The sequence below is a fragment of the Fulvivirga sp. AWR4_260 genome (genome assembly GCF_056158185.1).
In genome coordinates this window covers 2,763,424-2,787,270 of sequence record NZ_JBSWSU010000015.1, presented here as the reverse complement: position 1 = coordinate 2,787,270, position 23,847 = coordinate 2,763,424, and the positions used below count along the sequence as shown (strand labels likewise).

Below are 23,847 nucleotides of genomic sequence, written 5' to 3'. Positions count from 1 at the left end.
TTTGGGCTATTTAAACGGAAAAAAGGTACATATTGTACTTTTTGCAGTTACCATATAGGGGCTAAACCTATTTATAGATACAAACAACAATGAACACACCGACAATTAACTAATTCGTATGTTATGAAAAAAATTCTACTTCTGCTGTCTTATATTTTTATAGTTGGAGTACTGCATGCACAAGAGATTTGTAACAATGGCTTTGATGATGATGGAGACGGTTTTATAGACTGTTTTGACTCTGATTGTTCTGAAGACTCGGCATGTGATGGCTTTTATTTAGGAAATGATGCTGCTTGTGATGTTGCACCAAGTGAGTATCCTGATTTCTCCATGTCTTTAGACTGGATGTCTCAAGGTCAAACTGCTGACCACCTAAGCCGTATGGCTATTGGTGATCTGGATGGTGACGGAATGCCAGAAGTGGTTACTCGTAGCCGCCAGGATAGTAAAATATTCATTATCAGTGGGCAAGATGGATCTTTAATTAATGAAAGAACATTATACGGGTATAGTAGTACATGGACCGTAGCTATTGGTAATATACCTAACCCTGCAGGTACAAACTATCCTGAGTCTTGCTCAGAAATCTTTGTAGTAGTTAATGATGGATCTTGGAAAGTTATGGCTTTTAACTGCAACCTCGATTTATTGTGGGTGAGTAAGCGGATTTCTGGTAAAGATCCTGTTCATCCTAGTTTAGCTGATTTCGATGGTGATGGTAAGGTCGAATTATATATTTACAATTCCATTTTGGATGCTGAGACCGGTACCATTATAGTACAAGGTAATGATAACCGAAGTGACTTTAACGGTGGTGGTGTTGCAGTAGATATGTTTGGTGATGCTAATTTAGAACTAGTTAGTGGTGGAGTAATTTACGATGTGCGCCTTAATAGTAGGGCTGAAAATGCGGGGACCCTAACTCCCATTACTACTATTCCAGGAGGCTATCAATGGAAGGTGATTGAAAACTCTACGAGTATAGCTGATTATAATTTAGATGGAAACTTGGATGTAATACTTTCAGGTCAAGCTTCGGGATATGGAAGAAGTAACTGGACTACAGTTTTTTTCTGGGACGTGTATAACGAACAGGTAATAAAATTCCAAGACCCTAGTTATAATTGGAAAAATGGTACAGGTAGGTTGAATATAGGCGATCTAGATGGGGACGGACAAATGAACGTTTCCTATGTAACAGGTCGGTATCTCTATGCATTAGATGAAAATTTTAATCTTAAATGGAGAAAGTCTATTCAAGAAGAAACATCAGGTATTACAGGATGTACACTGTTTGATTTTAATGGTGATGGTAAAAATGAGATTGTATATAGAGATGAAGGTTATTTGTATATAATCAATGGAGATGGTAGTACCAATACTACTATGCGGTGTGTTTCTAGAACAAATTTGGATTACCCTATAGTAGCGGATGTGGATGCTGACGGAGCTAGTGAGCTTTGTGTTGTATGTGCTACCAACGACAATATGACCAGAGATGAATTTTATAACGATGGAAATTGGAGATATGGTCAAGTAAGAGCTTATAAATCAGCGGGAGAACCATGGGTGCCTGCAAGAAGATTATGGAATCAGCATGCTTACTTTAACGTAAATGTTAATAATGATTTGACGATTCCGAGAAGACAGCAAAAGCATCATCTAATATGGTCAACAGGAGACTGTACTGAAGGACCTAATAGACCATTAAATGGGTTTTTGAATCAATCTCCTTTTTTAAGTTCTACAGGTTGTCCTACATATGCGCGACCAGATATATATATTACTGAAAATTCTGTAACTATAGAGCAACCGAAGTGTCCTGATGAAGATTTCAAGGTTACATTTACTATAGGAAATAAAGGAGATACTGATATTTCAGGTAATTTACCTATCACCTTCTATGAAGGAGATCCAATGACTGCAGGAACTACACGGTTGAAAACTGAATATGTAGCAATTAAAAATTTGAAAGTTGGTGACGAGGTTCAGGTAGATATGACAGTTTCAGGTAATGGAGGAGACTTTGCTCTATTTGTTGTAGTAAACGATAACGGATCTACAGTACCATTACCAGATCCATTTGAAGGAAATACCGATTTCTTAGAATGTGATTATGATAATATTGTATCTGCTGAGGTACACCCTACCCCATTTGAGATTGACGTTGATACTACCCCTCATTTTGCTTGTATTTCTACAGCTCCTGGTAACGGTTCTGCTAGTGCTTACAGGCTTGTAGGATCGAATAAATTAACTGCGGATTACAATTTTTATTGGTATGACAGCGCAGGTATAAATGGTGGTAATTTATTATATGAAGGACCCACAATCACTGGATTGAGAGGTGGTACATATTATGTATATGCCGAACACAAAACGGCTTTATGTAGTTCGGACTCTTTGGAGGTAATTATTTCCGAAACTACTAAAAATGTTGAAGCAGGAATTGTCGTAGAGAGTGATGAAACGGATTGTGGTACACCAAATGGTAGATTAAGAGCATTTGATTTGGGAGGTGCTCCTGCTAGTGATTTTACCTTTGAATGGTATTTCTCTGGTGATATTACAACTGTAATTGGTGTTGGACCTACTATAGATTATTTAAGTGGTGGTAGTACTTATGGTGTAGAAAATCAATATACCGTAATTATGACCGAAAAATTAACAGGTTGTTCAGACTCTGAGAACGAAGGTATACTTAACTTGAAAAACGTACCATATGTGGTGGCCAGTAAGACAGATATTAGTTGTTCTTCTACAGCATTAGATGGTGAAGTTTCTGTGATTGCTTATAATTCAAGTGACAGTTCTCTTAACACTAATGTTACTTACGAATGGTATCAAGGAAGTACCGTTAAACCTACTCCTGACTTTACAGGAGCAACATGGTCTAACCTAGATGCAGGTAATTATACCGTAGTTGCAATAAATAATGGTAGTGGATGTTCATCCGATACTGTAACAGTAACAGTAGAAAGAACTACCCCGCCTTCTGTTACAGCCAGTGTATTAGCGGATAATTCTTCATGTGATGACACTAATCCAAACGGCCAAGCTGAAGCTGTACCTTCTGGTGGAACTGCTCCATATACGTATAACTGGTATCAAGGGCAAAATACATCGGGCTCTATACTGCAGTCTGGTGCTTTAGCCACTGGTTTAGGTACTGGTACTTTTACTGTTGAAGTTATAGACGCTAACGGTTGTTCGGGAACAGCTGAAGTAACTATAAATAAGATTACGCTTACAAGAGAAATTGATGTGGTTTCAACTGATAACTCAAATAGTTGTAATAACCCTGATGGTAGAATAGAAGTAAATGTAACAGAGAATGGAGTAACAGCAGATTTAACTGAGTATACTTTTTATTATTATTCAGGGCCTAATGTAGATACTAATGCCTTAATAGGTACAGGAGATGAAGTTTTTGATGGCCTTGATGCAGGAACCTATACAATTACAGCTGTTCATAGTTCTACTGATTGTCATACTATTGATCCTGTAACTGTAGATATTACTTCTCCGGTTATTGATTTGATGGTTAATTATGATGGGTTAGTTTACCCCGTAGCTTGTGATAGTGCTAGTGGTACTGTGGTGGTAGATATTAGTACGGTTGTTCCTTCTACGTTTACGGTTGAGTGGTATCAGGATAACATGCCTGTGACCCCTGGAAGTAGAGCCCCAGACACTGTTATGTATAATGTTATAGATTCTGCTGTATGGGTTAGTGTAGAGGCTGCTACCTATACTGCTTTAGTTATTGATGAGAATACAGGATGTCAAAAATCAATTGTTTACTCTCTACCAAGCAACGAAGGTTATAGTATTACATTTGAAGTTGATGATATTACAGCATCAACTAAATGTAGCCCCGGGGAAAATGGCAGTATAGATATAGAATTTACTCCAAATGGGAGTACACCAGTTTCTAGGGATAATTATTTACTTAGAATTTATAGTGCGGATGATTTAAATACAATACTCGAAGAAGTTATTGGTACACAGTTTCATACCTTTGATTCACTTGCTGCAGGAGACTATTTTATGTCGATAGCTGCAAATCCTAATGGACCTAATGCAGGCCAATTTGAGTATTGTGGTGATAATTATTTAACTGCCACCGTTCCTGCGCAAGTAGACTATCCTATGATTACAGTTGACGATCTGATTCACAATACCAATTGTATGGATCAAGGGTCGTATACATTTAATGGTGAGATTGATATCACCGTAAATACCCCCGTGGATGCTAGTTATATTTTGAATTGGTACGAAGGAGCAGGAACACAAGGTAATTTAGTAAACCCTGCTAATATTAATGGAGATGATTTAATTGACCTTGAACCTGGGGAGTATACGGTTGAAATTATAGATGCAAGTGGTGCGAGTGAATTCTGTTCAATTTTTAGGACATATACCATTGAAAACAACCCTCCTACTTATTCAGTTGGGGACTTTACTCCTTCACATATTATTAGTTGTAATAGTCAAACAGGAAGTATAGTTATTGATTATGTAAATATTAACGGAACACCTCAATCAGCAACCAATGGAAGTTTCATGTTTGAGTGGTATCAGGATGTAAACCAAACAACCCCTTTAAATGTAGGAGTAGCTTCAGGATCTTATAATGAAGAATATCATGGATTGCCAGCAGGAACATATTACGTTAAAGCAATAAGTCAAACTGGTGATTTTTGTACCACAGGAGTAAAAGAGATTACTCTAGAAGATAGAATTGATAAACCTGTTATCGATGCAGTGTCATTCACTAATCCGACAGCTTGTGCTAATCCAAACGTTGATGGAGAACTTAGCATAACCGTAATTAATGGATTATCTAATGGAGGAGCTTATGATATAGAATGGTTTGAAACTAGTGATCCAACTACAGTTATAGGTACAACTCCTACTCTGTCTCCAATTAATGCTGGAGAGTATCGTGTAGTAGTAACCGTTACAACTACTGGGTGTACTGTAGAAGGTAATTATATTTTAGTTGAAGAGAGACAAGACGTAATAATAAGAACTTCTGTAACGCAGAATTCTAAATGTGTAGATCCTGGTAATGGAGCAGTTTCGGTTTCTTTAGTGAATGTTGATCCTGCTGATTATGATTATTTATGGACACTGCCTGATGGTAGTAATAATAGTAATAATATTATTACTGATCTGGGGGTAACGGACGAGGCCAATGGAGACACTTACTTAGTGAGGGTTTCTGATAGAAATGACCCTACATGTTATACAGAGAGTTCTGTTGTATTAACTAGTGAAACATCACCAGTTGTGCCTACTATTGAAATGGTAGCCCCTTCAACGGTTTGTGATTTGGATTATGCAAATGGTGCAGCAAGTGCAAGAGTAGATGGAGGCTATGTAGGTTATACATTTGAATGGTTTGAAGGGGATGATCTAAGTAATGTTGTGGCGACAGGTCCTGATGTTTCTAAACTTAAGGGAAATGTATCTTATACAGTAAGAGCTACAAATGTGGTAAGTGGCTGTTACGGAGAAGTAACTTCAGAGGCTGTCCCTGAACAACTAGTGATTCCTATAACTCCTAGTATTTCGGTAATTTCAGATGATATTGGTTGTTATACTGTTCCTAGAGGCGAATTAGTTGCTGATGTAGAGGGAGAAGTTAATGGATATACGTTTACTTGGTATGAGGTGCTAGATGATGATAAATATGTGGAAATAGGTACGGGAGATCGATTAAAGCATGTTACCGCAGGTATTTATGGTGTAGTTGCAATGGATAATAAAACTCACTGTACATCACCGATAGTAAAGGCTACGATTATACATCAAGATCAATTACCTGAATTTACTTTTTCTATTGTTAATGCCAAATGTGGGAATATGGATGGTTCAATAACTTTGATACCTGAAAACTCTGTGGCAATAAAGAGTATTATTTGGGTAGCTGAAGGAAATGACTTTACAGAAAGAAGTCAATGGGTAGGCAGTGGTATTACAGCAGATTCGTTAGCAGAAGGGATTTATAATGTTCAAGTTACTTCTATAGATAGTTGTGTTCAGGTGGGGTCTGTTGAGATACTTCCTGAAGTAAACCCTCACAATGGTATTTCTAGAAATGGTGATGGACAGAATGATTTCTTTGAAATAAATTGTATAGGTTCGTATCCAAATAATATTGTTAAAATTTTTAATAGAGCAGGTACTTTAGTTTATGAAGCTGAAGGATATGACAATGAAACCATCTATTTTGATGGAGTCTCTAATAAAGGATTTAGTATTATGGGAACGGATTTACCTGATGGAACTTATTTCTATGTTATTGATAAAAGAAATGGTTCAAGGCCAATGTCAGGTTACATTGAAATTGTTAACTAAAAGCATAAGTTTTTAAGATGCAGAAATTAATAAAATTGACAGTTTTAACCTTATTCATCTCACTTGGGATGAATAAGGCTTTTGCTCAACAATATCCAGTTTATTCACAATATCTTTTTAACCCGCTAGTAATCAACCCTGCAGTGGCAGGTAGTCATGTGCAAGTTAGTGCTACCGCCATGTATAGAAACCAATGGGTTAATTTCGATGGAGCGCCTAAAACAATGTCTTTTAGTGCACATACTTCATTGATGAAAAATAGAATTGGTGTAGGGATGATGGTAGCTAATGATAAAATTGGTAGTTATTCTAATACCACTATGTTTGGTAGCTATGCTTTTATAATAAAATCTGCCGTAGGAACTTTTTCTATGGGGCTTCAAGCCGGGTTTAATTTAACTTCAGCTGACTTTAGTGACCTTAATTTAAGTGATCCCGGAGATGGATCTTTTGCTGGTTTTGACAGTAAGTTTAAGCCTAATTTTGGAGCGGGTGTATATTATAGTAATGATATCTTCTTTGCAGGTTTTTCTGTACCATTTTTACTGAATAACAATATTTCTTCTGGTGGAGATCTTCTTGGAGAAATTAGAGAGTCGAGATATTATTTCTTAAATGCTGGAATGTTACTTCCGTTAGATAGAATGAAAGCGGTGCAATTTAACCCAACAGTTTTGGTAAGGGGGCAAGAAGGGCAACCATTAAATTTTGATTTAAACGCTGGCTTTGTATTTTATGACGTGTTTAGTGTAGGAGCTTCTTATAGAAATATAGATGCTATTGTTACTTACATTCAACTGAAGTTAAGTGAGCAATTGAATTTTGGTTATTCTTACGATTGGACAACTTCAGATATTAACCAATTCTCTGCCGGTACTCATGAATTTTCTTTAAATTATAGATTTAGGATAAGAGAAATTCACGGAAATGTAGAATGCCCGAGTGTATTCAAGTATTAATTTACATTACATTATATCAACTCAAAAAAGGGAGGCCAATTTGGCCTCCCTTTTTTATTTCTTCTTGAGCAAATATTCTGAGCTTAATGGATTATGCATATAATCTATCTGTTCTGAGTTGCCACTAGGTGTACCAGACAATGAAGTGGACTTTTCTTCAGTCGGTTTTAACTTTCTGTTAAATATATGATTCTTCACTACTTTATTTAATGCTGAACTTTGAGTTCTATATATATCTACTATGTCCATTTTTTATTAATTGGTTTTCAATGTAATAACTAAGGACAAAGACTAGGCCAGAAAAATATAATCCAATGAAAGCAGCATAACCGTGGCCTTATCGATACTACTGTACATTAATATCAACATTTTGTTGATTTCTATTTCCAATTTAGAGAAAGTGTTCCAGTATTTTTAAGGTGCTATATTGTACTTCTAGTGACAATGATTCATTTCTAATAATTGGTATATCGTTCTAAATTGAGCTTTCCTTTTAGTTTGCAAAAATGAAGGGACGATAAAATACCTTGAATAATTACCCAATTATTATTTATGAAAAATCTAATTCCTAAACTCATTATTATTTGGTTAATGGCTTTCATAGGAGCTGCCCCCTCCTATTCACAAAGCTGTTGGCTTGAAGCGCGTGGTAGTCAAATTGTGAGATCAGAAAATGGACAACCCGTTGTTCTCAGATCTATAGGACTTGGGGGGTGGCTCCTACAAGAAGGATATATGTTAAACCCACAAGGTTGTGATGGGTGCCCTGGTACGCAGTGGCAGATGAAAAAACAATACTACGATCAGGGACAGTCCATGCAGCAAGTAGAAGATTTTTATCAAAAATGGCGAGATAATTTTATAACCAAAGCCGATATAGATTATATAGCATCTTTAGGATTTAACAGTGTACGCTTACCTATGCATTATGAACTATTCTTAACCGAAGAGCAGAGAGTGGTTCGAAATAATGTAATCAATAATTTAAATTATGGACATGATGAATATAAGGCAGCGCTTAGAAGCTGGTATAATAATGGAGAGCTGTTCGCTACATATGATTTAGAAGGCTTTCGTATTATAGACAAACTGATTGAATGGTGTGCCGATAATGGTTTGTATATTATTCTTGATTTACATGCAGCACCTGGTGCTCAAGGCTCAGATAAGAATATTTCAGACGCATTTTTTGCTAATAATTTATGGGAGTTCCCTGTTTTTCAGGATGTGACTAATCAATTATGGCTTCGAATATCAGAAAAGTATAAAGCAGAGCCCAGAATAGCTTTTTATGATTTAATAAATGAGCCTAATAATGTGCCTGGCGGAGGTCAAGCAATACATAGTTTGTTTCAGAGACTTATTTCTACTATCAGAAATAATGGCGATAATCATATGCTTATGATTGAAGGGAATGGTTGGGGAAATAACTATGATTACTTAGAACCATTTACTTTTAGCCCTAATTGGGGATTGGTTTATAATGCTCATCGTTATTGGATCGATGCTTCTGATGATTGGGTTCCGGATGCTAATCCCAATCAAATAAACAGGATGGTTAACCTGATAAATTTCCGAACAGCCTATAATGTACCGGTATGGGTTGGTGAAACAGGGGAAAATAATAATACCTGGCTTCGGCAAAATATAGCTTGGCTTGAAGAGTATGGAATAGGTTGGAGCCATTGGACTTACAAACGGCACGATGTAAATGAGAACGCGGCCTTGATGAGAATTGGAGGTAATTACCCCACGGATGGAGCTTCAGTAATGAATGCAGTGCTTGAACATATCAAATTTGAAAATTGTATACCTAATACCAATACAATTAGTGCTGTAACGGAAACACTTCCTCCCCCTTATTCTTCAGGTTGTCTGTCTGGTGATGATCCTACTGATGACACTGAAATTCCGGTTGGCCAAACTATTTGGATTAGGAATGTGAATGGCTTGTATGTCTCATCGGAAAACGGAGAGCAATCAATGATGTGCGATAGGACCACTCCTTTGGAATGGGAAGCTTTTACTGTAGAAGATGCAGGCATGGGAAAAGTAGCCTTACGTGCTAGTAATGGAATGTATGTGTCATCAGAAAATGGAGAAGCACCTATGAACTGTAATAGGGAAATGGTGGAAGAGTGGGAATTATTTACATGGGTAGCTCAAGGTAATGGTACCTTTGCGCTTCGTGGTAATAATGGAATGTTTGTCTCATCTGAAAATGGCGAGCAATATATGGGTTGCAATAGGGCTACAGCCAGTGCTTGGGAGACTTTTACATGGTCTGCGGTGAGTAATTCTGCAAAGCTGTCGGCAACAACGAACATTACAGGAAGTAACATAAATATTTATCCTAACCCGGCAGATGAAACAGGTTTTCGAGTTGAAGCAGGTGTGCCTTCAACGATTAAAGTGTATGATTTAAATGGAGTTGAGCTGTTTTCAATGAGCAATATCAATTCAATGGTGTTTGATACTTTTCCAAAAGGAATATATTTGGTTAAAGTGGTCAATAATGATGCATCTTCAATACGAAAAATTATAGTTAAATAAATTAAGAACGATTTAAGGTATTTTATCAGCAAAAAAGCTCAGGTTAATTTTAACCTGAGCTTTTTTATTTTGGCAAAAGACTTGTACTTATAAGGCAAACCAAAAAATAGAATTATGAAAACTATTAAATTATTTGCATTTGCTTTCAGCCTTATGGCTTTTATGAGTTGTAATGACAACAAGGTAAAGGAACAAGCTAATGATGGTACTGTCAATGAAGTAGAGCAGGCTACAGATGCTCCTGAAGCTAAAAAAGATGAGAAATTGAAACTTAAGGTAGATGCTGAAAAAGGGCAAGTTGGTATGGAAAACGAAGATGTAGATATTGATATTAATGGTGACAAAGACGAGTAATAAAGCTTAAAGTCTCCCTCCAAGGGAGACTTTTTTACTTACTAGGGTAGAATAAATTCTACAGTTTTATATTTTTACCAAATGTCTTTATACCCAAAAAAAGTATTTGTTGAGGAGCAGATAGGAGAAGTTAGTTTGACTATTGATATTCCTGAAAAGGCAAAATCAATTTTGCTTTTAGGACATGGTGCCGGAGCTGGAATGGATCATTCTTTTATGATGAACTTAGCAGGTGCTTTGTTTACTGAAAACATTGGATCGGTAAGGTATAATTTTCCATATATGGAAAAAGGGAAAAAGATTCCCGATAGGCCAAAAGTAGCACTTGAAGCTATAAACGCAGTTTACGAATCGAGTTTAAATTTTGCAGGAACTACTCCCCTGTTTTTAGCAGGGAAATCTTTTGGAGGGAGAATGAGTTCCTTATTACTATCGGAGCGTGTTTTACAAAATATTAATGGGGTTGTTTTCTATGGCTTTCCATTACACCCTATGGGCAAGCCATCTGTGGACAGAGCAGAACACCTTTATAAATATGATTTACCTAAACTTTTTATACAAGGTACAAGGGATAAACTGGCCGATATAGGTCTTCTTAGAAACGTATTGGCAGATGTTCCTAATTCTGTTCTTTCAACTCTAGAAGGTGCAGATCATAGTTTTAAAACGCTAAAGCGGGACCCAAATGCTTTGAGACAGGAAGAAGTGATGCCGTGGCTCGCACATGAAACTAGTAAATGGTTAGATAACCTGATTTAAATATATTGAATACTCCAATATATTAATAAACCCTGTAAAGGAAGTCTTAACCATAAAATCCAGCGAGGAATTTTTTTAAACTTATTACTTGTAAGCATAAAAATATGTACAGGTAAAAATGCTAAAAGCATTAAGCTTATCATGATGGCAGAATAAGAGCGAGTGGCGTGAAAGACTAAACCGAGTGCAAACATTATTTCGCAGATACCACTTAAATAAACTATCATCATTTTATGCGAAAAATAGTCTGGTATAATGCCGTAATACATTTTGGGTTTTATGAAATGCATGATTCCTGCAGCCGCATATATAAATGCCATTGTATATAGTCCTAACATATCTTTTCTTTGACAAAAATAAAATTGTTATTATTAACTAATTGAAAGTTAGCAATAAAGGTTACTATTTAAACTAATGAAATATTTGCTTACTAATAATTAGACCTTCTGTTTGTAACAATTCTTTCATTTATTGGTTGTTATGACATGGAAAGAATAACATTTAAAAATAACGATAAATTAGATATAGTAGGATTAGGGACATGGAAATCTGATCCTGGAGAAGTTGCTAAGGCGGTTTACGAAGCTATCAAAATTGGTTATAGACATATTGATTGTGCAGCTATTTATGGTAATGAAAACGAAGTGGGTGAAGGAATAAAAAGAGCCATAGAAGAAGGTGTTGTATCGCGTGAAGAATTGTGGATTACCTCAAAACTTTGGAATGACAGTCATAGAAAAGAAGATGTTTTGCCTGCATTGCAAAATACTTTGGAGGATCTACAGTTGGACTATCTCGATTTATATCTTATTCACTGGCCCGTAGCTTTAAAGAAAGGTGTGCAGTTTCCTAAAAATAAAGACGATGTATATGGTTTGGATGAAGTGCCGTTGACAGAGACATGGTCTGGTATGGAATACGTGAAAGAGCAGAAGTTGACCAAGCATATTGGTGTGTCAAACTTTAATATTGATAAATTGAAATTGATTTTAGAGCATTGCAACCACAAACCGGAAATGCTTCAAGTTGAAATGCATCCTTTTCTACCGCAAAATGAGCTTGTAAATTTTGCTAAATCTAACGAAATTCATTTGACAGCTTATTCCCCATTAGGCTCTGGAGACAGGCCAGAAAAAATGAAGCAAGATGATGAGCCTATTTTATTAGAACAGGAGGTTATCAAAACAATAGCGGACAAGCATAAGTGTACTACAGCTCAGGTTTTAATTAGCTGGGCTGTAAATAGGAATACGGCCGTTATACCCAAGTCGGTACATAAAGACAGGCTAATCCAAAATTTTGAATCGGCAAGTATTCAACTTACTACTCAAGATATGAAGGAAATTGCTGATATTGACTACCAGTTCAGGTTTGTAAATGCTGATATGTGGAAAGTAGAGGATTCCTACTATGAAGATAAGAAGTTTTGGGACTAAAAAAATAACACTATAAAGGAACAACCTGTGCAGCATAATAATGATTATAAGTATGCTTATAGGTTGTTTTTTATAAAATCTGTGTATTTATTACGCAATAAGCCTTATAATAAATTTTTATATAGATTGATAAAGTTGAATAGTGTTTCTTAAATTTGAAAATATTATTCTTCTTATAAATTTACTTGAATATAACTTAGATGGAAGAAAAGAGAGGGTTTGATGTTAACAACTGCGAAAACGAACCGATACACATAATTGGAGCAATTCAGGATATTGGTTATTTTATAGTAGTTGAAAAAGACACTCTAATAATAAAGCAAGTAAGTGAGAATATATCGGATTTTGTGCCGGTTGGCTTTAAAGAATTAATTGGAGAACATATTGAAAAGACTAAAATCAATAGTCTTACAGAAATAGTAAAGGGGTATCTTATTACACCAGATACTTCAGTGCCGATACTTCCAGTCATAAAAGATCAGCAGAAAAAATCTTATAATGTACTCATTCATAGTTGGGAACAATACGTTATTCTGGAGTTTGAGCCAGAGTTAATAAAAACTAATGAGTTTAACTTGCAGAGCTACCTTACTAGGGCAATGCAAAAAATTCATAATAGTGCTAATTTGAACGAACTGTTAGCCAACACTGCTGATGAAATTAGAGACATAACAGGTTATGACCGAGTAATGATCTATAAATTTCATGATGACTGGCATGGTGAAGTTATCGCTGATTCTAAAATAGATGCCATTGAAACATCTTATTTTGGGCTACATTACCCTGCTTCTGATATTCCACAGATAGCTAGAGATTTATTTAAGGTCAATAGTACTAGGGTGATACAAAATGTACATTCAGATCCTGTTAAGTTACACCCTCAAATTATAACAGAATGTAACGAGCCTACTGATTTGTCGCACTCGGTATTACGCTCCTCCTCTCCTATTCATATTCAATATTTAAAAAACATGAAGGTGGGAGCTTCTATGACTATCTCCTTAATGCTTAACGATGAGTTGTGGGGATTGATTAGCTGCCATCATAGAGAACCTTATTTTATTGATGCCAAAGTAAGGCAAGCTTGTAGGTTTATGGGCCAATTGTTCTCATCATCATTACAACTGCATTTACTTGACAAGAGAAATGAGAGTATTGAAAAAAGCAGGGAAATAGCCTCTAAACTAGTGGGCTGGACATTGAAAGAGTATGACCTTATAGATGGGTTGACGGCTCATAAGAATACCATTTTAGATTTAATTGATGCTGGTGGTGTAGCTATTTATGCTGATAATAAAAAGGCGTTATTAGGGAATACGCCTGATGAATCGGAGGTTGATGCATTAGTGGATTGGCTAAGTGAGCATCAGAAAGAGGATATTTTAATTACTGATGAACTTAGTATTTATTATCCTGATGGCCCCAAAATCAAAGATCATGCTTCGGGCATTATCTCTGCGGTAATTTCTGCCGGTTTGAAGGAATATATTATTTGGTTTAAACCAGAAGTGATACAAACGATTTATTGGGGAGGAGACCCTAATAAAGCAGTGAATATAGTGGAGGACGCTAATGGCAGTTTTGAAATATGCCCTAGACAATCTTTCGAAAAATGGGCTCAGGTGATGGAAAATAAATCGGAACCTTGGTCCAATGCCGATATAAGTTTGGTGGTAAAACTGAGAGAAGATTTGCTGCAAGTGATCGTGAAAAAGGCCAATGAAATAAGAAAGCTAAACGATCAGCTGGAGGCTGCCTATAGAGAGTTGGATACTTTTAGTTACACCGTATCGCATGATTTGCGCACACCACTCAACGCGGTAAAGGTATATTCCGAAATACTTATACAAGAAAACCCCAGCCTTACTGAGCAAACAGCTGATATGCTCTCAAAGATCGTGAAAAATGCTGATCGTATGAACGACCTTATTAAGGCTGTACTCAATTATTCGAGAATAGGTAAAATCGAAACTAGTTTTAAGGAAGTAGATGTAAAAAGCCTGCTGCCTCAGATTATAGAAGATTTAAAGGCTGCATATAGCGATCAGGAAATAGAATTTCAGTATGGTGAGCTAGTGCCACTTTATGGTGATGAAACCATGATAAGTCAGGTTTTTAGTAACCTTCTCTCCAATGCAGTTAAGTATTCATTGAAACAATCTAAAAGTATTGTGAAGGTGGATATTATAGAAAATGAACATGAAATAGTATATTCCGTAAATGATAATGGAATAGGAATAGACATGAAAAATGTAGGGAAGATATTTCAGATATTTTCGCGTTTAACAACCGATGAAGAATTTGAAGGAAATGGTGTAGGCATGACCATTGTGAAAAAGATAATGGACAGGCACCATGGTAAAATTTGGATTGAAAGCGAATTAGGACACGGATCTACATTTTATGTGGCTTTTCCTAAACAAGAATAATCAGTTCTTCATCAGTAATACTTAAAAAAGATAAAATGGAAAAGCAGCAGTTGTGCATAATGGTATGTGACGATGATGAAGATACGTGTGATCTGATACAGATAATAGGTCAAAGAAAAGGATATAACATTGTAAAGTGTATGTCTTATAGTGAGTTTGACTTGAAAATGCAAAATAGTACACCTCATGCTATATTTATGGATATAAATTGGGGCGATACTAATGGTATTGAAGTAATGATAAGGGTGAGAAAGGAAAATGATATTGTGGTAATGGCGCTTTCTGGTGCACATGATATAAGTACCAGGGCCAATGAAGCCGGAATTGATGGATATATAGAAAAACCGTTTGCTCTTAAACATATAGAGCAGGTTATGGACACTATTGCAGCAAAAATATGAAGATAGCAGAGAAACTACGTGAGTTAACCAAGCCAAAGCATGATAAAGCTGAAGCGCTCAACTTTACTAATAAGATAATGTCTTCGTCTATGACTTTAAATGAATATAGATTATTTCTTCTAAGAAATTATTTGTTTAATGATGCAATAGAGAATAGATATGATGGCTTTGAGCAAGACCAGGCGTTGAGCAAGTTTAACTTTGATGCCAGAAGAAAAAGTCATTTAGCATTAAAAGATTTAAGTGTACTTAATATTAAAGGTATTCCTGAATTAGGCGAAAAGCTACAAATTAGCTCTGTGGCCGAGATGTTGGGGGCCTTATATGTATCTGAAGGCTCGTCTTTGGGCGCAAAAGTTATTTATAAGAAACTGCAAAGTATACCTGATATTGATGAAGAAAATGCTTATAACTTTTTGAATAGTTATGGAAATGAAACAGGTATGTATTGGAAGAAATATGTAGATTTTCTTAATGCCTATGCCGAAATACACCCAGATAAAGAAGATGAGATTAAAGCTGGAGCAGAAAATGCTTACGATTATTTCTTAAGCATTTCTGAACTCTCCTTTGAAAATATTTAGTTAAATAAATTTCTTAACTATTCCTTTAAGCCCTTTCACTGAAAAGGGCTTTTTTATGTAAGAGTTGGCTTTCACCTTTATTGAAATATTTTCTATTTCATCGTTAGCAGAGAAAATGATTATAGGGATGCTTTTGGTGTCCTTGTTGTTTTTTAAAAGCTTCACTGCCTCCGCCCCTCCTATATCGGGTATCCACAAATCCATAAGGATAAGATCAGGAGGCGATGTTTTTACTCTTTCTAATATATCACGTACATGGGTAGTGGTTGTAACATCATATTCTTTTGATAAAATAAAAGTGGTGAGTTCAAGTATATCTTTGTCGTCATCACAAATTAAAAGTTTCTTTTTCATGTTTTTCGCAGGTTAGTATTTAGGCTCAATCGTGATCAATAGGGATTTCGAAATAGAAGGTAGATCCTTTGCTATTTTTATTATTCTTAACCCCTATTTTACCTTTGTGCCTTTCAATAATCTGCTTCGATATATACAGACCTATTCCCAACCCTGAAGCGAAATCATCTTTTTGTTTTACTCTATAGAAACGATCGAATATTTTTTCTTTATACTGACTAGGAACACCAGGACCAAAATCTGTTACTTCAAAAGTTATAGTCTCCCCTTCTATTTTGTTATTTATGATAATCTCATCAGCATCAGGTGAATATTTAATGGCATTATTCATGAAATTCATCATCACTTGCTCTAATCTTGCAGGGTCGCCATCTATCACACTGTTTAGCTGTGCTCCTGCAAACGTGATTTTGTGGTGGCTTGATAATGGTTTTACATTATCAATGGCCTCTTGCACAATTCTATTGAACTCAAATTTTTCGTAGTTAAATTTTAATTTCCCAATTTGAATTCTGGTTACATCTAGTAAGTCTTTAACTAGTAATTGTATTTTAGTTACACCTTTATACGCTTTTTCTACATAGAGGCGAGATGTATCAATATCGTTAGCAGCTAAAACTTCTTGTAGTAGTTCAATGTATGCTTTAGCTGTAGTAAGCGGGGTTTTAAGTTCGTGACTAGCAATACTTAAAAACTCGTCTTTTTTCTCTTCTATAGTTTTTTGCTCATGTATATCTGTTGCAGAACATATCCATACCACTATTCCTTCTTCAGTATTGAGTATAGGAATGGCTCGTACCAAATGCCATTTATAAATTTTGTTGCTATCAAAAAATCTATACTGAGCTCGGTATTCTTTTTTGGTTTTCATGGCCTTTTTTAAGCCATCTACTGCATTTTTTAGATCGTCTTTGTGTATGCACTTATTAATGTCAACATTAGCCAATGATTCATCTGTGTAATCTAAATAAGATCTAAGCGTCTGATTGATATAAGTAATATTGCCATCAGCATTTAAAGTCCATATTTTTTGAGGTAGTGACTCAGCCAGTGTGCTAAAGAAACGAGCGTTAGCTTCGGCCTTAAGGCGTGCGGCTACCTGGTCGGTTACATCGGCAGCATAAACAATAACATCGGGTTGCTCTTGTTGCTCTTCTGATTGTAATGGAGCTAGTGAGTAATTAAAATATAAGGTATGTTCCTCGTTATTATGATAATAAGTGAAAGGTGACTCGTAACCCTGCTGAGATTTGCCTGTACTTCGCACTTCGTGCAATAGTCTTATTATACCCTGATCTTCTGTTCCGCTAAATAATCCCATCACAGACCTGTTCTCTAGCGGCTTGTTTTTTACTAAATTTTCTAGTGCAGGGTTTACATATTCTAAAATTAAGTTTTCACCAGATACGACTGCAATTAAATCGGGTGATGCCATGGAAATTTGTTCCATCAACTGCTTTTGTCTGGTTAGCTTCTGCGAAGCTATTCTAAGGTCTACATAGGCATTTTCTAGCTCTTCGTTGGTCGCTTGCAACTCTTCATTACTAGTTTCTAGCTCTTCGTTAGAGGCTTGCAGCTCTTCATTGGATGATTGTAGCTCTTCATTCAATGCTTGCAGTTCTTCATTGGTAGTTTCAAGCTCTTGCACAAGGGTATTCATGTGCTGCTTGTTACTGATTAGCTCATATTCTAATTCTTGAATATGTTGAGAAGTAGCTTCACTTTCATCAAAATACTGCTCTCTGTTTTGCAAAAACGGTTCGTTCAAATCAAATGATTCGAAAATTACCATAAAATATGGATGACCCGGTTTAGCATATATCAATGGTTTTACAATTAAGCGCATTAAATGCTCTTGGCCCGAATCTTCGTATCTTCTAATTCTACCACGAGTAATTTTCATGGATTTGATTGCTTCAGTAACTAGTGCTCGGGTTTCTATTTGCAGGTCTTCAGAAATTAGGCGTAGCAGGTTCATATTTGCTAAACCCGGCTTTATACGTAGAAAATCATTGGTATCACCACTTATTTCAATAATGTCCAAATTGTCATCAATAATAACATAAGGCGAATCAAATGTATGGTATACCGTTTCTTTAACCATCTCATGAATACTGAGCGTCTCATTCTTCAGGTTGTGGTTGGCTGATATTTTTTTATCTACACTTAGTGGTTTGGTAGAAGGTAGCTTTAGTGGCTTGGTGGGAGTTCTATCTTTTCTGCTAAATATTCTGTATTTAGCATTAATGGTATTGAATATGTTCTTGTAATTACCAACAGTTTCTGATTTGCCTAAGAATAGCAAACCTCCCGGATGAAGGGCATATTGAAAAATAGGGAAAATATGATTTTGAAGCCTTTGGTTAAAGTATATAAATAAGTTACGACAACTTACCAAGTCTAACCTTAAGAAAGGTGGGTTACTGGTTAAGTCATGGCGAGTATATAATATAGTTTGCTTAAGATCTCTTGAAAGTTCATACTCTTCTTTACCGGTTTTGTCAAAGTATTTTTTTCTTAGGTCATTAGGGATGGCTTCAACCTTTTCTTTACTGTATATGCCCTGTCTGGCTTCTTTCAGTGCAGTGGCATTAATGTCAGTGGCAAAAATTTGAACTTTAATATCATACCTATTGGTTTCAATTAATAGTTCATTAATTAAAATAGCAATACTAACGCTTTCTTCACCTGTGGCACAGCCGGGTACCCAAACACGCAGTCTGGCGCGTTTATCTTTACTAATAATTTGCTTTCTTATTTCAGTTTTTAATTCTGCAAAAGCATCATTATCTCTAAAGAAAGACGTAACACCTATTAAAAGATACTTAAAAAACTCTTCTAGCTCTTCTTCATTATCTCTTATGTAGTTGAGATACATCTGCACATTGCTAAAGCCCTTGTCTTGCAAGCGTTTTTCTAAGCGTCTTACAATGGTAGATTCTTTATAGTTGCTGAAGTCAGTTCCGATTTTGGCTTCTAGTAGACTAAGAATGGTGCTGATGTCTTCACTAGATTCATAGTCATCATCCAGTTGATGCTCCTTGAGTTTTTGCGTAGTATTTTCCTTTCTGTTGTTGTTTTCTTTTATAAAATTTAAAATATTAGCTCCGATTTCGTGCGGGCTACATACTACATCTATCATGCCTGTGGTCATAGCAGCTTGCGGCATACCAGAATATCTAGAGCTATCTAAATCTTGAGAGATTGTAAGTGCACCTACTTTTTTTAATTCTATTACGCCTTTGCTGCCGTCTTGTCCAGTACCAGAGAGTACAATGCCCACCGCTTTTTTACCATATGAGTTGGCTAATGAAGAGAATAACTTGTCTATGCTGGGTTTAGGGCCAGGGTGCTCTATGTGCTCTATTTCAATGTGATCCTTTTTTATTATGGCATCACAATTAGGAGGAGTTACATAAATATGGTTGGGCTGCAATTGGGTACCATTGGTTATTGCAGTAGTATCAATAACAGTTTTTCTGCTTATGATTTCGGTAAGCATACTTTTATATTCAGGACTTAAGTGCTGAGCTATAATAACTGCGATGTTATTTAAGTCTTCTGGTAAAGCTTCTACTAATTCCTGAATTGCCGTGAGTCCACCTGCGGATGCTCCTATGGCTACTATATATTCTACTGAATTTGTTGTGCTCAAACTAATTGTAACTTTAGAAAAAAAATAAGAGTTTAAAAAAGTAGGAATCTCTCCTAATTTGTTAACAAACAAATATGCAAATTGTCTAACCACAAATAAAAAAAAATGGCGTGTATCTGGATTGATTCTGATCGTAAAATAATTGACACCGATGACTTATGGGATCAACTAGCGTTGAGTTATCATGCCGATGAGCTTGTGGGGCAAAATATTAAAGGTAGTTTTATTAGCAAATATATAAAAGGAGATCAGGTAAGGATGTTTTTGGATGCCATGATTACTCGTGTAAATGTTACAGAAAAGCCTTATGTGCTCCATTATCGCTGTGATGGGCCGGGTAAAGCTCAGTTTATGCGCATGATGGTGCAAAAAGAAAATGGCAACCTCTTTAAAATTGAGCACGACAAAATAAAGGAGAAAAAAATTAGTCCTAAAATTAGTTTTGTAGAGGATGAGGATGCAGCGGAAAAGCGCTGCTCTGTATGTGGCCGGGTAAAATTTAAAGATAATTGGTATGATGCTCTCACCCACCGCAAAGTATTTGGGACTTTAACAGTGCTTAAAACAAAAAGTGAAGTTTGCCCTGACTGCAAACCAAAACTACCTTAGTCAAAAATTGGGGAACATCAACTCACACCGTACTACATTTTCGTATAGTAAATTCTACATATCTGTATCTATTAATGTGCTTAGCGTGCATATAAAGCACTTTTAAGCTTGTGGCAAGATATTTTAGTATAATCAATTATAAGATTTAGAACTAAAATATAAGAATATGTTACGCTGGATAGTTACGTTTTTAATAATAGCATTAATAGCAGCCTTGTTAGGTTTTGGAGGTTTAGCTGCAGGAGCAGCAGCCATTGCCAAAATAATATTTTACATATTTCTAGTATTACTGGCGGTATCAGTAATTATGCATTTAGCGAGGCGAGTCTGATAAAATAAAACCTATGTAAGGGAAGAGCGAATATTTAATTATTCATTCTTCCCTTTTTTTATTAACTTAATAAAGGAGCAAATAATGGAAAATGATAGTAATAACATTAAGAAGTTGATTGAGGTAAACGTGGAGGCTAGTGAGGGGTATCAGTCGGCTGCTGATAATATTAACGACAGTTTGTTGAGTACTTTTTTAAGTGAAAAAAGTGTAGAGAGGAAAGAGTTTGCAGAGAAGCTCATAAAAGTATCAGGTATAGCATATGTGCACAGCAATACGTTGGCAGATTTACACAGAGTGTGGATGGATTTAAAAGCATCATCACACACGTTTCATGGTGTAGATACTTTAAAAGAATGCAGAAGAGGAGAAAAACATGCCCTTAATGTGTATAAAAAAATACTAGATGAAGGATTGGCCTCTGATTTGCAAACCATAGCTCAACGTCAAATAGATGATGTGCAATCTGCTATTGACAAGATAGATGAGATGATAGCAGATTATAAACAGCTAGAAGCAGAGAAAAAACGGGAAACCCCGGTACCTTAAATAATTTTTTAATACTAAAATATTTACCTTATGAATACAGACATTGCACCCGGAAAAATGGTTATTGATCAGTTATCACTTTTATCAGCAGAGGAAGCGAAGTTGAAAAAATTAGCAGCTGAAAAAAGAAATTCTAATGCTATAAAGATGCATTTGGATGAGGTACAAAGAAAGAAGGATAATCTCAAGAGATTGGCAAAAGTAATGGGAGTTACTGCCGAAAGTAGCACTGTATGAATGTGCTGAATGAAGTGATATATGAGATTGACTTTAGATCTGTAAACATTTTTTTTAAGAAATACAGTTATTTTGATATCAATATAATTGACTGACTGTTAATACTGTATATACAAATAAAATTATACCAACAACCACTCAAGGCCTGTGCATTATGCTCAGGCTTTTTTTATTTGTCATCTTGAACATGTGTGCCTCTACCCTGTTAAAAATGCGTATTGTCATTTAAGATAATTTAAAGATGAGCGATAAAGAAAAACACGGAATTTTAGATATGCTTAAGGGGATAGACTTTAAGCAAATTAAAGAGATAAGCAAACATATCGACTTAAAAGAGATTATTACATCTCTTTCTAATATGGACAAGGTGGAAATGTATAATCTTATGAAAGCCCTTAAGGCTGGCAATAAAGAATATAAAGCCCCTGAAATTAATGCAGACTTTTATCAGTTAGAGGAGTTGCTTACTCCTGAAGAGCGCGAAATCCAGCTTAAGGTTAGAAAGTTTATGGAAGAAGAAGTGCAGCCCTTAGCCAATGAGTATTGGTTGAAAGGCGAATTTCCGCATGAGCTCATACCTAAACTAGCAGCATTAGATATCTGTGGGCTTACTTATGATGGTGTAAGTAACACCAAGCACTCTTCGCTTTTAGAGGGGCTCATATCTATGGAGATGGCACGAATAGATACAAGCATTAGTACCTTTTTTGGAGTACAGGCAGGGTTGGCTATGGGAAGCATTTACCTTTGCGGTTCAGAAGAACAAAAGGCGAAATGGTTACCCAAAATGAACAAAATGGAGGTTATAGGAGCATTTGGTCTTACTGAGCCTTTGGTGGGGTCTGCAGTGGCTGGTGGCTTAACTACCACAGCTAAAAGAGAAGGTGACCACTGGGTGCTGAATGGTCAAAAGAAGTGGATAGGTAATGCCACATTTTCAGATATCACTATTATTTGGGCACAAGATGAAGATGATAATCAAGTTAAAGGTTTTATAGTAGAACGTGATACTCCCGGGTTTTATACTGAGAAACAGAAGGATAAAATGGCTTTGCGTATAGTTCAAAACGCAGAGATAACTTTGAAAGACTGCAAAGTTAGTGAAGCCAACAGGCTGCAAAATGCAAATAGTTTTAAGGATACAGCAAAAGTACTGAAGATGACACGAGCAGGAGTAGCTTGGCAGGCCGTGGGCTGTGCTAGAGGTGCTTATGAACATGCACTAAATTATGCTAATAGCCGTAAGCAATTTGGTAAGTCTATTTCATCTTTTCAATTGATTCAAGATTTACTGGTAAAAATGCTAAGCAATTTAACCAGTATGCAAACGCTAGTATTTAGGCTTTCTCAATTACAGGATGCAGGTGTTATGTCTGATGAGCAAGCTTCTTTGGCCAAAGTTACCTGTACACTGCATACTAGAGAAATAGTGAGCCAAGCACGTGAGATTATGGGAGGTAATGGCATATTGTTAGAATATAATGTAGCCAGGTTTGTAGCTGATGCTGAGGCAGTTTATTCTTATGAAGGAACTAAGCAAATCAATTCACTGATTGTTGGAAGATCTATTACGGGTGTAAGTGCATTTGTATAAATGACTATAAAATATATAGGTTTTTAGTGTATAATTAAACAATTTTTTGATTCTAGGTGTTAGCCTAGTATAATTAATATGCAAACGATTGAAATTTGTGTTTATTCATTAAGATAGAATTTATTTAGCATGAATTAATGATCATTTGGTTATAATTTTCACTAAACCTATTCCAATGAATATAGATTTTGATAAACTAGCTTGTATTGATAATGGCTGTATTGCAGAATTGAACCGTTCACTAAGGTTTAGCAATCAGCAAAGTGGAATGCTTTTAAAATTTATTCTTCACACCCTTAGGAACAACATGACCTATGCAGAATCTGCAGAGTTTATAGCGAGTTTGCCCAACGGGTTAAAGATTATTTATATAGAAGATTGGCGCATTCATGTCACGCCTTTTCGGTTAAAAACGTTTGACGATTTAGTGGCGGCAGTGGTGTCTCTAGACGATGGTCGTAATAGAATTTTTACAACCCTAGATGATGCTGAGCAAATAATATTAAAGGCGCTAGCAGTTCTTGAAAATCACATTAACCTGACCTCACAAACGAGTATTGATAAAACAATCAGGCGCAGTATAGTTTTGAGGCTGGAAGCAGCTGTAGAGCAATGAGAAACAAAAACACACTGAGGTAAATTACCTCAGTGTGCAAACATAATTCAATTAAATG

General features: G+C 35.9%; 19 protein-coding genes. 15 read left to right on the top strand and 4 right to left on the bottom strand.

Going from position 1 to position 23,847, the window contains the following annotated elements; all coding sequences use genetic code 11:
- The first annotated feature begins 123 nt into the window (after positions 1-123).
- Positions 124-6,369 (top strand): T9SS type B sorting domain-containing protein, encoded by a 6,246-nt coding sequence (locus tag ACXACQ_RS18055; protein ID WP_474977379.1) that lies wholly within the window; start codon positions 124-126, stop codon positions 6,367-6,369.
- Positions 6,370-6,386: 17 nt separating this feature from the next.
- Positions 6,387-7,328, top strand: a complete 942-nt coding sequence (locus ACXACQ_RS18050; RefSeq protein ID WP_474977378.1) for a PorP/SprF family type IX secretion system membrane protein — start codon at positions 6,387-6,389, stop codon at positions 7,326-7,328.
- A gap of 54 nt (positions 7,329-7,382) precedes the next feature.
- Here ACXACQ_RS18050 and ACXACQ_RS18045 read toward each other — a convergent pair whose 3' ends face one another.
- Complete coding sequence (locus ACXACQ_RS18045) at positions 7,383-7,577, bottom strand: hypothetical protein (protein ID WP_474977377.1); 195 nt, start codon at positions 7,575-7,577, stop codon at positions 7,383-7,385.
- A gap of 303 nt (positions 7,578-7,880) precedes the next feature.
- Here ACXACQ_RS18045 and ACXACQ_RS18040 point away from each other — a divergent pair, with 303 nt between their 5' ends.
- From ACXACQ_RS18040 to ACXACQ_RS18030, 3 genes are all read left to right on the top strand, one after another.
- Positions 7,881-9,881, top strand: coding sequence for a cellulase family glycosylhydrolase (locus ACXACQ_RS18040; protein ID WP_474977376.1), 2,001 nt, complete (start codon positions 7,881-7,883; stop codon positions 9,879-9,881).
- Positions 9,882-9,995: 114 nt separating this feature from the next.
- On the top strand, positions 9,996-10,235 hold the full coding sequence (locus tag ACXACQ_RS18035; RefSeq protein WP_474977375.1) for a hypothetical protein: 240 nt from the start codon (positions 9,996-9,998) through the stop codon (positions 10,233-10,235).
- An 81-nt stretch (positions 10,236-10,316) separates the two neighbouring features.
- Positions 10,317-10,994, top strand: a complete 678-nt coding sequence (locus ACXACQ_RS18030; RefSeq protein WP_474977374.1) for an alpha/beta hydrolase family protein — start codon at positions 10,317-10,319, stop codon at positions 10,992-10,994.
- Here ACXACQ_RS18030 and ACXACQ_RS18025 read toward each other — a convergent pair.
- Positions 10,991-11,314, bottom strand: coding sequence for a DoxX family protein (locus ACXACQ_RS18025; RefSeq protein ID WP_474977373.1), 324 nt, complete (start codon positions 11,312-11,314; stop codon positions 10,991-10,993). The two genes, ACXACQ_RS18030 and ACXACQ_RS18025, sit on opposite strands and share 4 nt — an antisense overlap.
- A 165-nt stretch (positions 11,315-11,479) precedes the next feature.
- Between ACXACQ_RS18025 and ACXACQ_RS18020 the strand changes: the two genes are divergently transcribed.
- From ACXACQ_RS18020 to ACXACQ_RS18005, 4 genes are all read left to right on the top strand, one after another.
- A complete protein-coding gene (locus ACXACQ_RS18020; protein ID WP_474977372.1) occupies positions 11,480-12,430 on the top strand; it encodes an aldo/keto reductase in 951 nt (316 codons plus the stop codon).
- A gap of 200 nt (positions 12,431-12,630) precedes the next feature.
- Positions 12,631-14,859, top strand: coding sequence for an ATP-binding protein (locus tag ACXACQ_RS18015; RefSeq protein ID WP_474977371.1), 2,229 nt, complete (start codon positions 12,631-12,633; stop codon positions 14,857-14,859).
- Between the two features lie 35 nt (positions 14,860-14,894).
- Positions 14,895-15,260, top strand: coding sequence for a response regulator (locus tag ACXACQ_RS18010; protein WP_474977370.1), 366 nt, complete (start codon positions 14,895-14,897; stop codon positions 15,258-15,260).
- Positions 15,257-15,844, top strand: coding sequence for a biliverdin-producing heme oxygenase (locus tag ACXACQ_RS18005; RefSeq protein WP_474977369.1), 588 nt, complete (start codon positions 15,257-15,259; stop codon positions 15,842-15,844). Before ACXACQ_RS18010 ends, ACXACQ_RS18005 begins: the two co-directional genes overlap by 4 nt.
- Here ACXACQ_RS18005 and ACXACQ_RS18000 read toward each other — a convergent pair whose 3' ends face one another.
- The gene (locus tag ACXACQ_RS18000; RefSeq protein WP_474977368.1) at positions 15,845-16,198 is read right to left on the bottom strand and encodes a response regulator; all 354 of its coding nucleotides are present in this window, start codon (positions 16,196-16,198) and stop codon (positions 15,845-15,847) included.
- 25 nt (positions 16,199-16,223) lie between these two features.
- A complete protein-coding gene (locus ACXACQ_RS17995; protein WP_474977367.1) occupies positions 16,224-19,853 on the bottom strand; it encodes a CheR family methyltransferase in 3,630 nt (1,209 codons plus the stop codon).
- Between the two features lie 105 nt (positions 19,854-19,958).
- Between ACXACQ_RS17995 and ACXACQ_RS17990 the strand changes: the two genes are divergently transcribed.
- The 6 genes from ACXACQ_RS17990 to ACXACQ_RS17965 all read left to right on the top strand — a co-directional run bounded on the left by ACXACQ_RS17990 (position 19,959) and on the right by ACXACQ_RS17965 (position 23,789).
- A complete protein-coding gene (locus ACXACQ_RS17990; protein ID WP_474977366.1) occupies positions 19,959-20,462 on the top strand; it encodes a hypothetical protein in 504 nt (167 codons plus the stop codon).
- Positions 20,463-20,628: 166 nt separating this feature from the next.
- Positions 20,629-20,793 carry a DUF1328 family protein gene (locus tag ACXACQ_RS17985; RefSeq protein ID WP_474977365.1) on the top strand — a complete coding sequence of 55 codons (165 nt, stop codon included), beginning with the start codon at positions 20,629-20,631 and terminating at the stop codon, positions 20,791-20,793.
- 84 nt (positions 20,794-20,877) lie between these two features.
- Positions 20,878-21,342, top strand: a complete 465-nt coding sequence (locus tag ACXACQ_RS17980; RefSeq protein WP_474977364.1) for a PA2169 family four-helix-bundle protein — start codon at positions 20,878-20,880, stop codon at positions 21,340-21,342.
- Positions 21,343-21,372: 30 nt separating this feature from the next.
- Positions 21,373-21,579: a hypothetical protein gene (locus tag ACXACQ_RS17975; RefSeq protein ID WP_474977363.1), complete on the top strand. Its 207-nt coding sequence runs from the start codon at positions 21,373-21,375 to the stop codon at positions 21,577-21,579.
- A 241-nt stretch (positions 21,580-21,820) separates the two neighbouring features.
- Positions 21,821-23,173 (top strand): acyl-CoA dehydrogenase family protein, encoded by a 1,353-nt coding sequence (locus ACXACQ_RS17970; protein ID WP_474977362.1) that lies wholly within the window; start codon positions 21,821-21,823, stop codon positions 23,171-23,173.
- 175 nt (positions 23,174-23,348) lie between these two features.
- Positions 23,349-23,789, top strand: a complete 441-nt coding sequence (locus ACXACQ_RS17965; protein WP_474977361.1) for a DUF2267 domain-containing protein — start codon at positions 23,349-23,351, stop codon at positions 23,787-23,789.
- The last annotated feature ends 58 nt before the right edge of the window (positions 23,790-23,847 follow it).

What these genes read in the sequence shown, in the direction of transcription:
- ACXACQ_RS18055 (WP_474977379.1), top strand. Translation starts at nt 124, where the DNA reads ATGAAAAAAATTCTACTTCTGCTGTCTTATATTTTTATAGTTGGAGTA.
- ACXACQ_RS18050 (WP_474977378.1), top strand. Translation starts at nt 6,387, where the DNA reads ATGCAGAAATTAATAAAATTGACAGTTTTAACCTTATTCATCTCACTT.
- ACXACQ_RS18045 (WP_474977377.1), bottom strand. Translation starts at nt 7,577, where the DNA reads ATGGACATAGTAGATATATATAGAACTCAAAGTTCAGCATTAAATAAA.
- ACXACQ_RS18040 (WP_474977376.1), top strand. Translation starts at nt 7,881, where the DNA reads ATGAAAAATCTAATTCCTAAACTCATTATTATTTGGTTAATGGCTTTC.
- ACXACQ_RS18035 (WP_474977375.1), top strand. Translation starts at nt 9,996, where the DNA reads ATGAAAACTATTAAATTATTTGCATTTGCTTTCAGCCTTATGGCTTTT.
- ACXACQ_RS18030 (WP_474977374.1), top strand. Translation starts at nt 10,317, where the DNA reads ATGTCTTTATACCCAAAAAAAGTATTTGTTGAGGAGCAGATAGGAGAA.
- ACXACQ_RS18025 (WP_474977373.1), bottom strand. Translation starts at nt 11,314, where the DNA reads ATGGCATTTATATATGCGGCTGCAGGAATCATGCATTTCATAAAACCC.
- ACXACQ_RS18020 (WP_474977372.1), top strand. Translation starts at nt 11,480, where the DNA reads ATGGAAAGAATAACATTTAAAAATAACGATAAATTAGATATAGTAGGA.
- ACXACQ_RS18015 (WP_474977371.1), top strand. Translation starts at nt 12,631, where the DNA reads ATGGAAGAAAAGAGAGGGTTTGATGTTAACAACTGCGAAAACGAACCG.
- ACXACQ_RS18010 (WP_474977370.1), top strand. Translation starts at nt 14,895, where the DNA reads ATGGAAAAGCAGCAGTTGTGCATAATGGTATGTGACGATGATGAAGAT.
- ACXACQ_RS18005 (WP_474977369.1), top strand. Translation starts at nt 15,257, where the DNA reads ATGAAGATAGCAGAGAAACTACGTGAGTTAACCAAGCCAAAGCATGAT.
- ACXACQ_RS18000 (WP_474977368.1), bottom strand. Translation starts at nt 16,198, where the DNA reads ATGAAAAAGAAACTTTTAATTTGTGATGACGACAAAGATATACTTGAA.
- ACXACQ_RS17990 (WP_474977366.1), top strand. Translation starts at nt 19,959, where the DNA reads ATGGCGTGTATCTGGATTGATTCTGATCGTAAAATAATTGACACCGAT.
- ACXACQ_RS17985 (WP_474977365.1), top strand. Translation starts at nt 20,629, where the DNA reads ATGTTACGCTGGATAGTTACGTTTTTAATAATAGCATTAATAGCAGCC.
- ACXACQ_RS17980 (WP_474977364.1), top strand. Translation starts at nt 20,878, where the DNA reads ATGGAAAATGATAGTAATAACATTAAGAAGTTGATTGAGGTAAACGTG.
- ACXACQ_RS17975 (WP_474977363.1), top strand. Translation starts at nt 21,373, where the DNA reads ATGAATACAGACATTGCACCCGGAAAAATGGTTATTGATCAGTTATCA.
- ACXACQ_RS17970 (WP_474977362.1), top strand. Translation starts at nt 21,821, where the DNA reads ATGAGCGATAAAGAAAAACACGGAATTTTAGATATGCTTAAGGGGATA.
- ACXACQ_RS17965 (WP_474977361.1), top strand. Translation starts at nt 23,349, where the DNA reads ATGAATATAGATTTTGATAAACTAGCTTGTATTGATAATGGCTGTATT.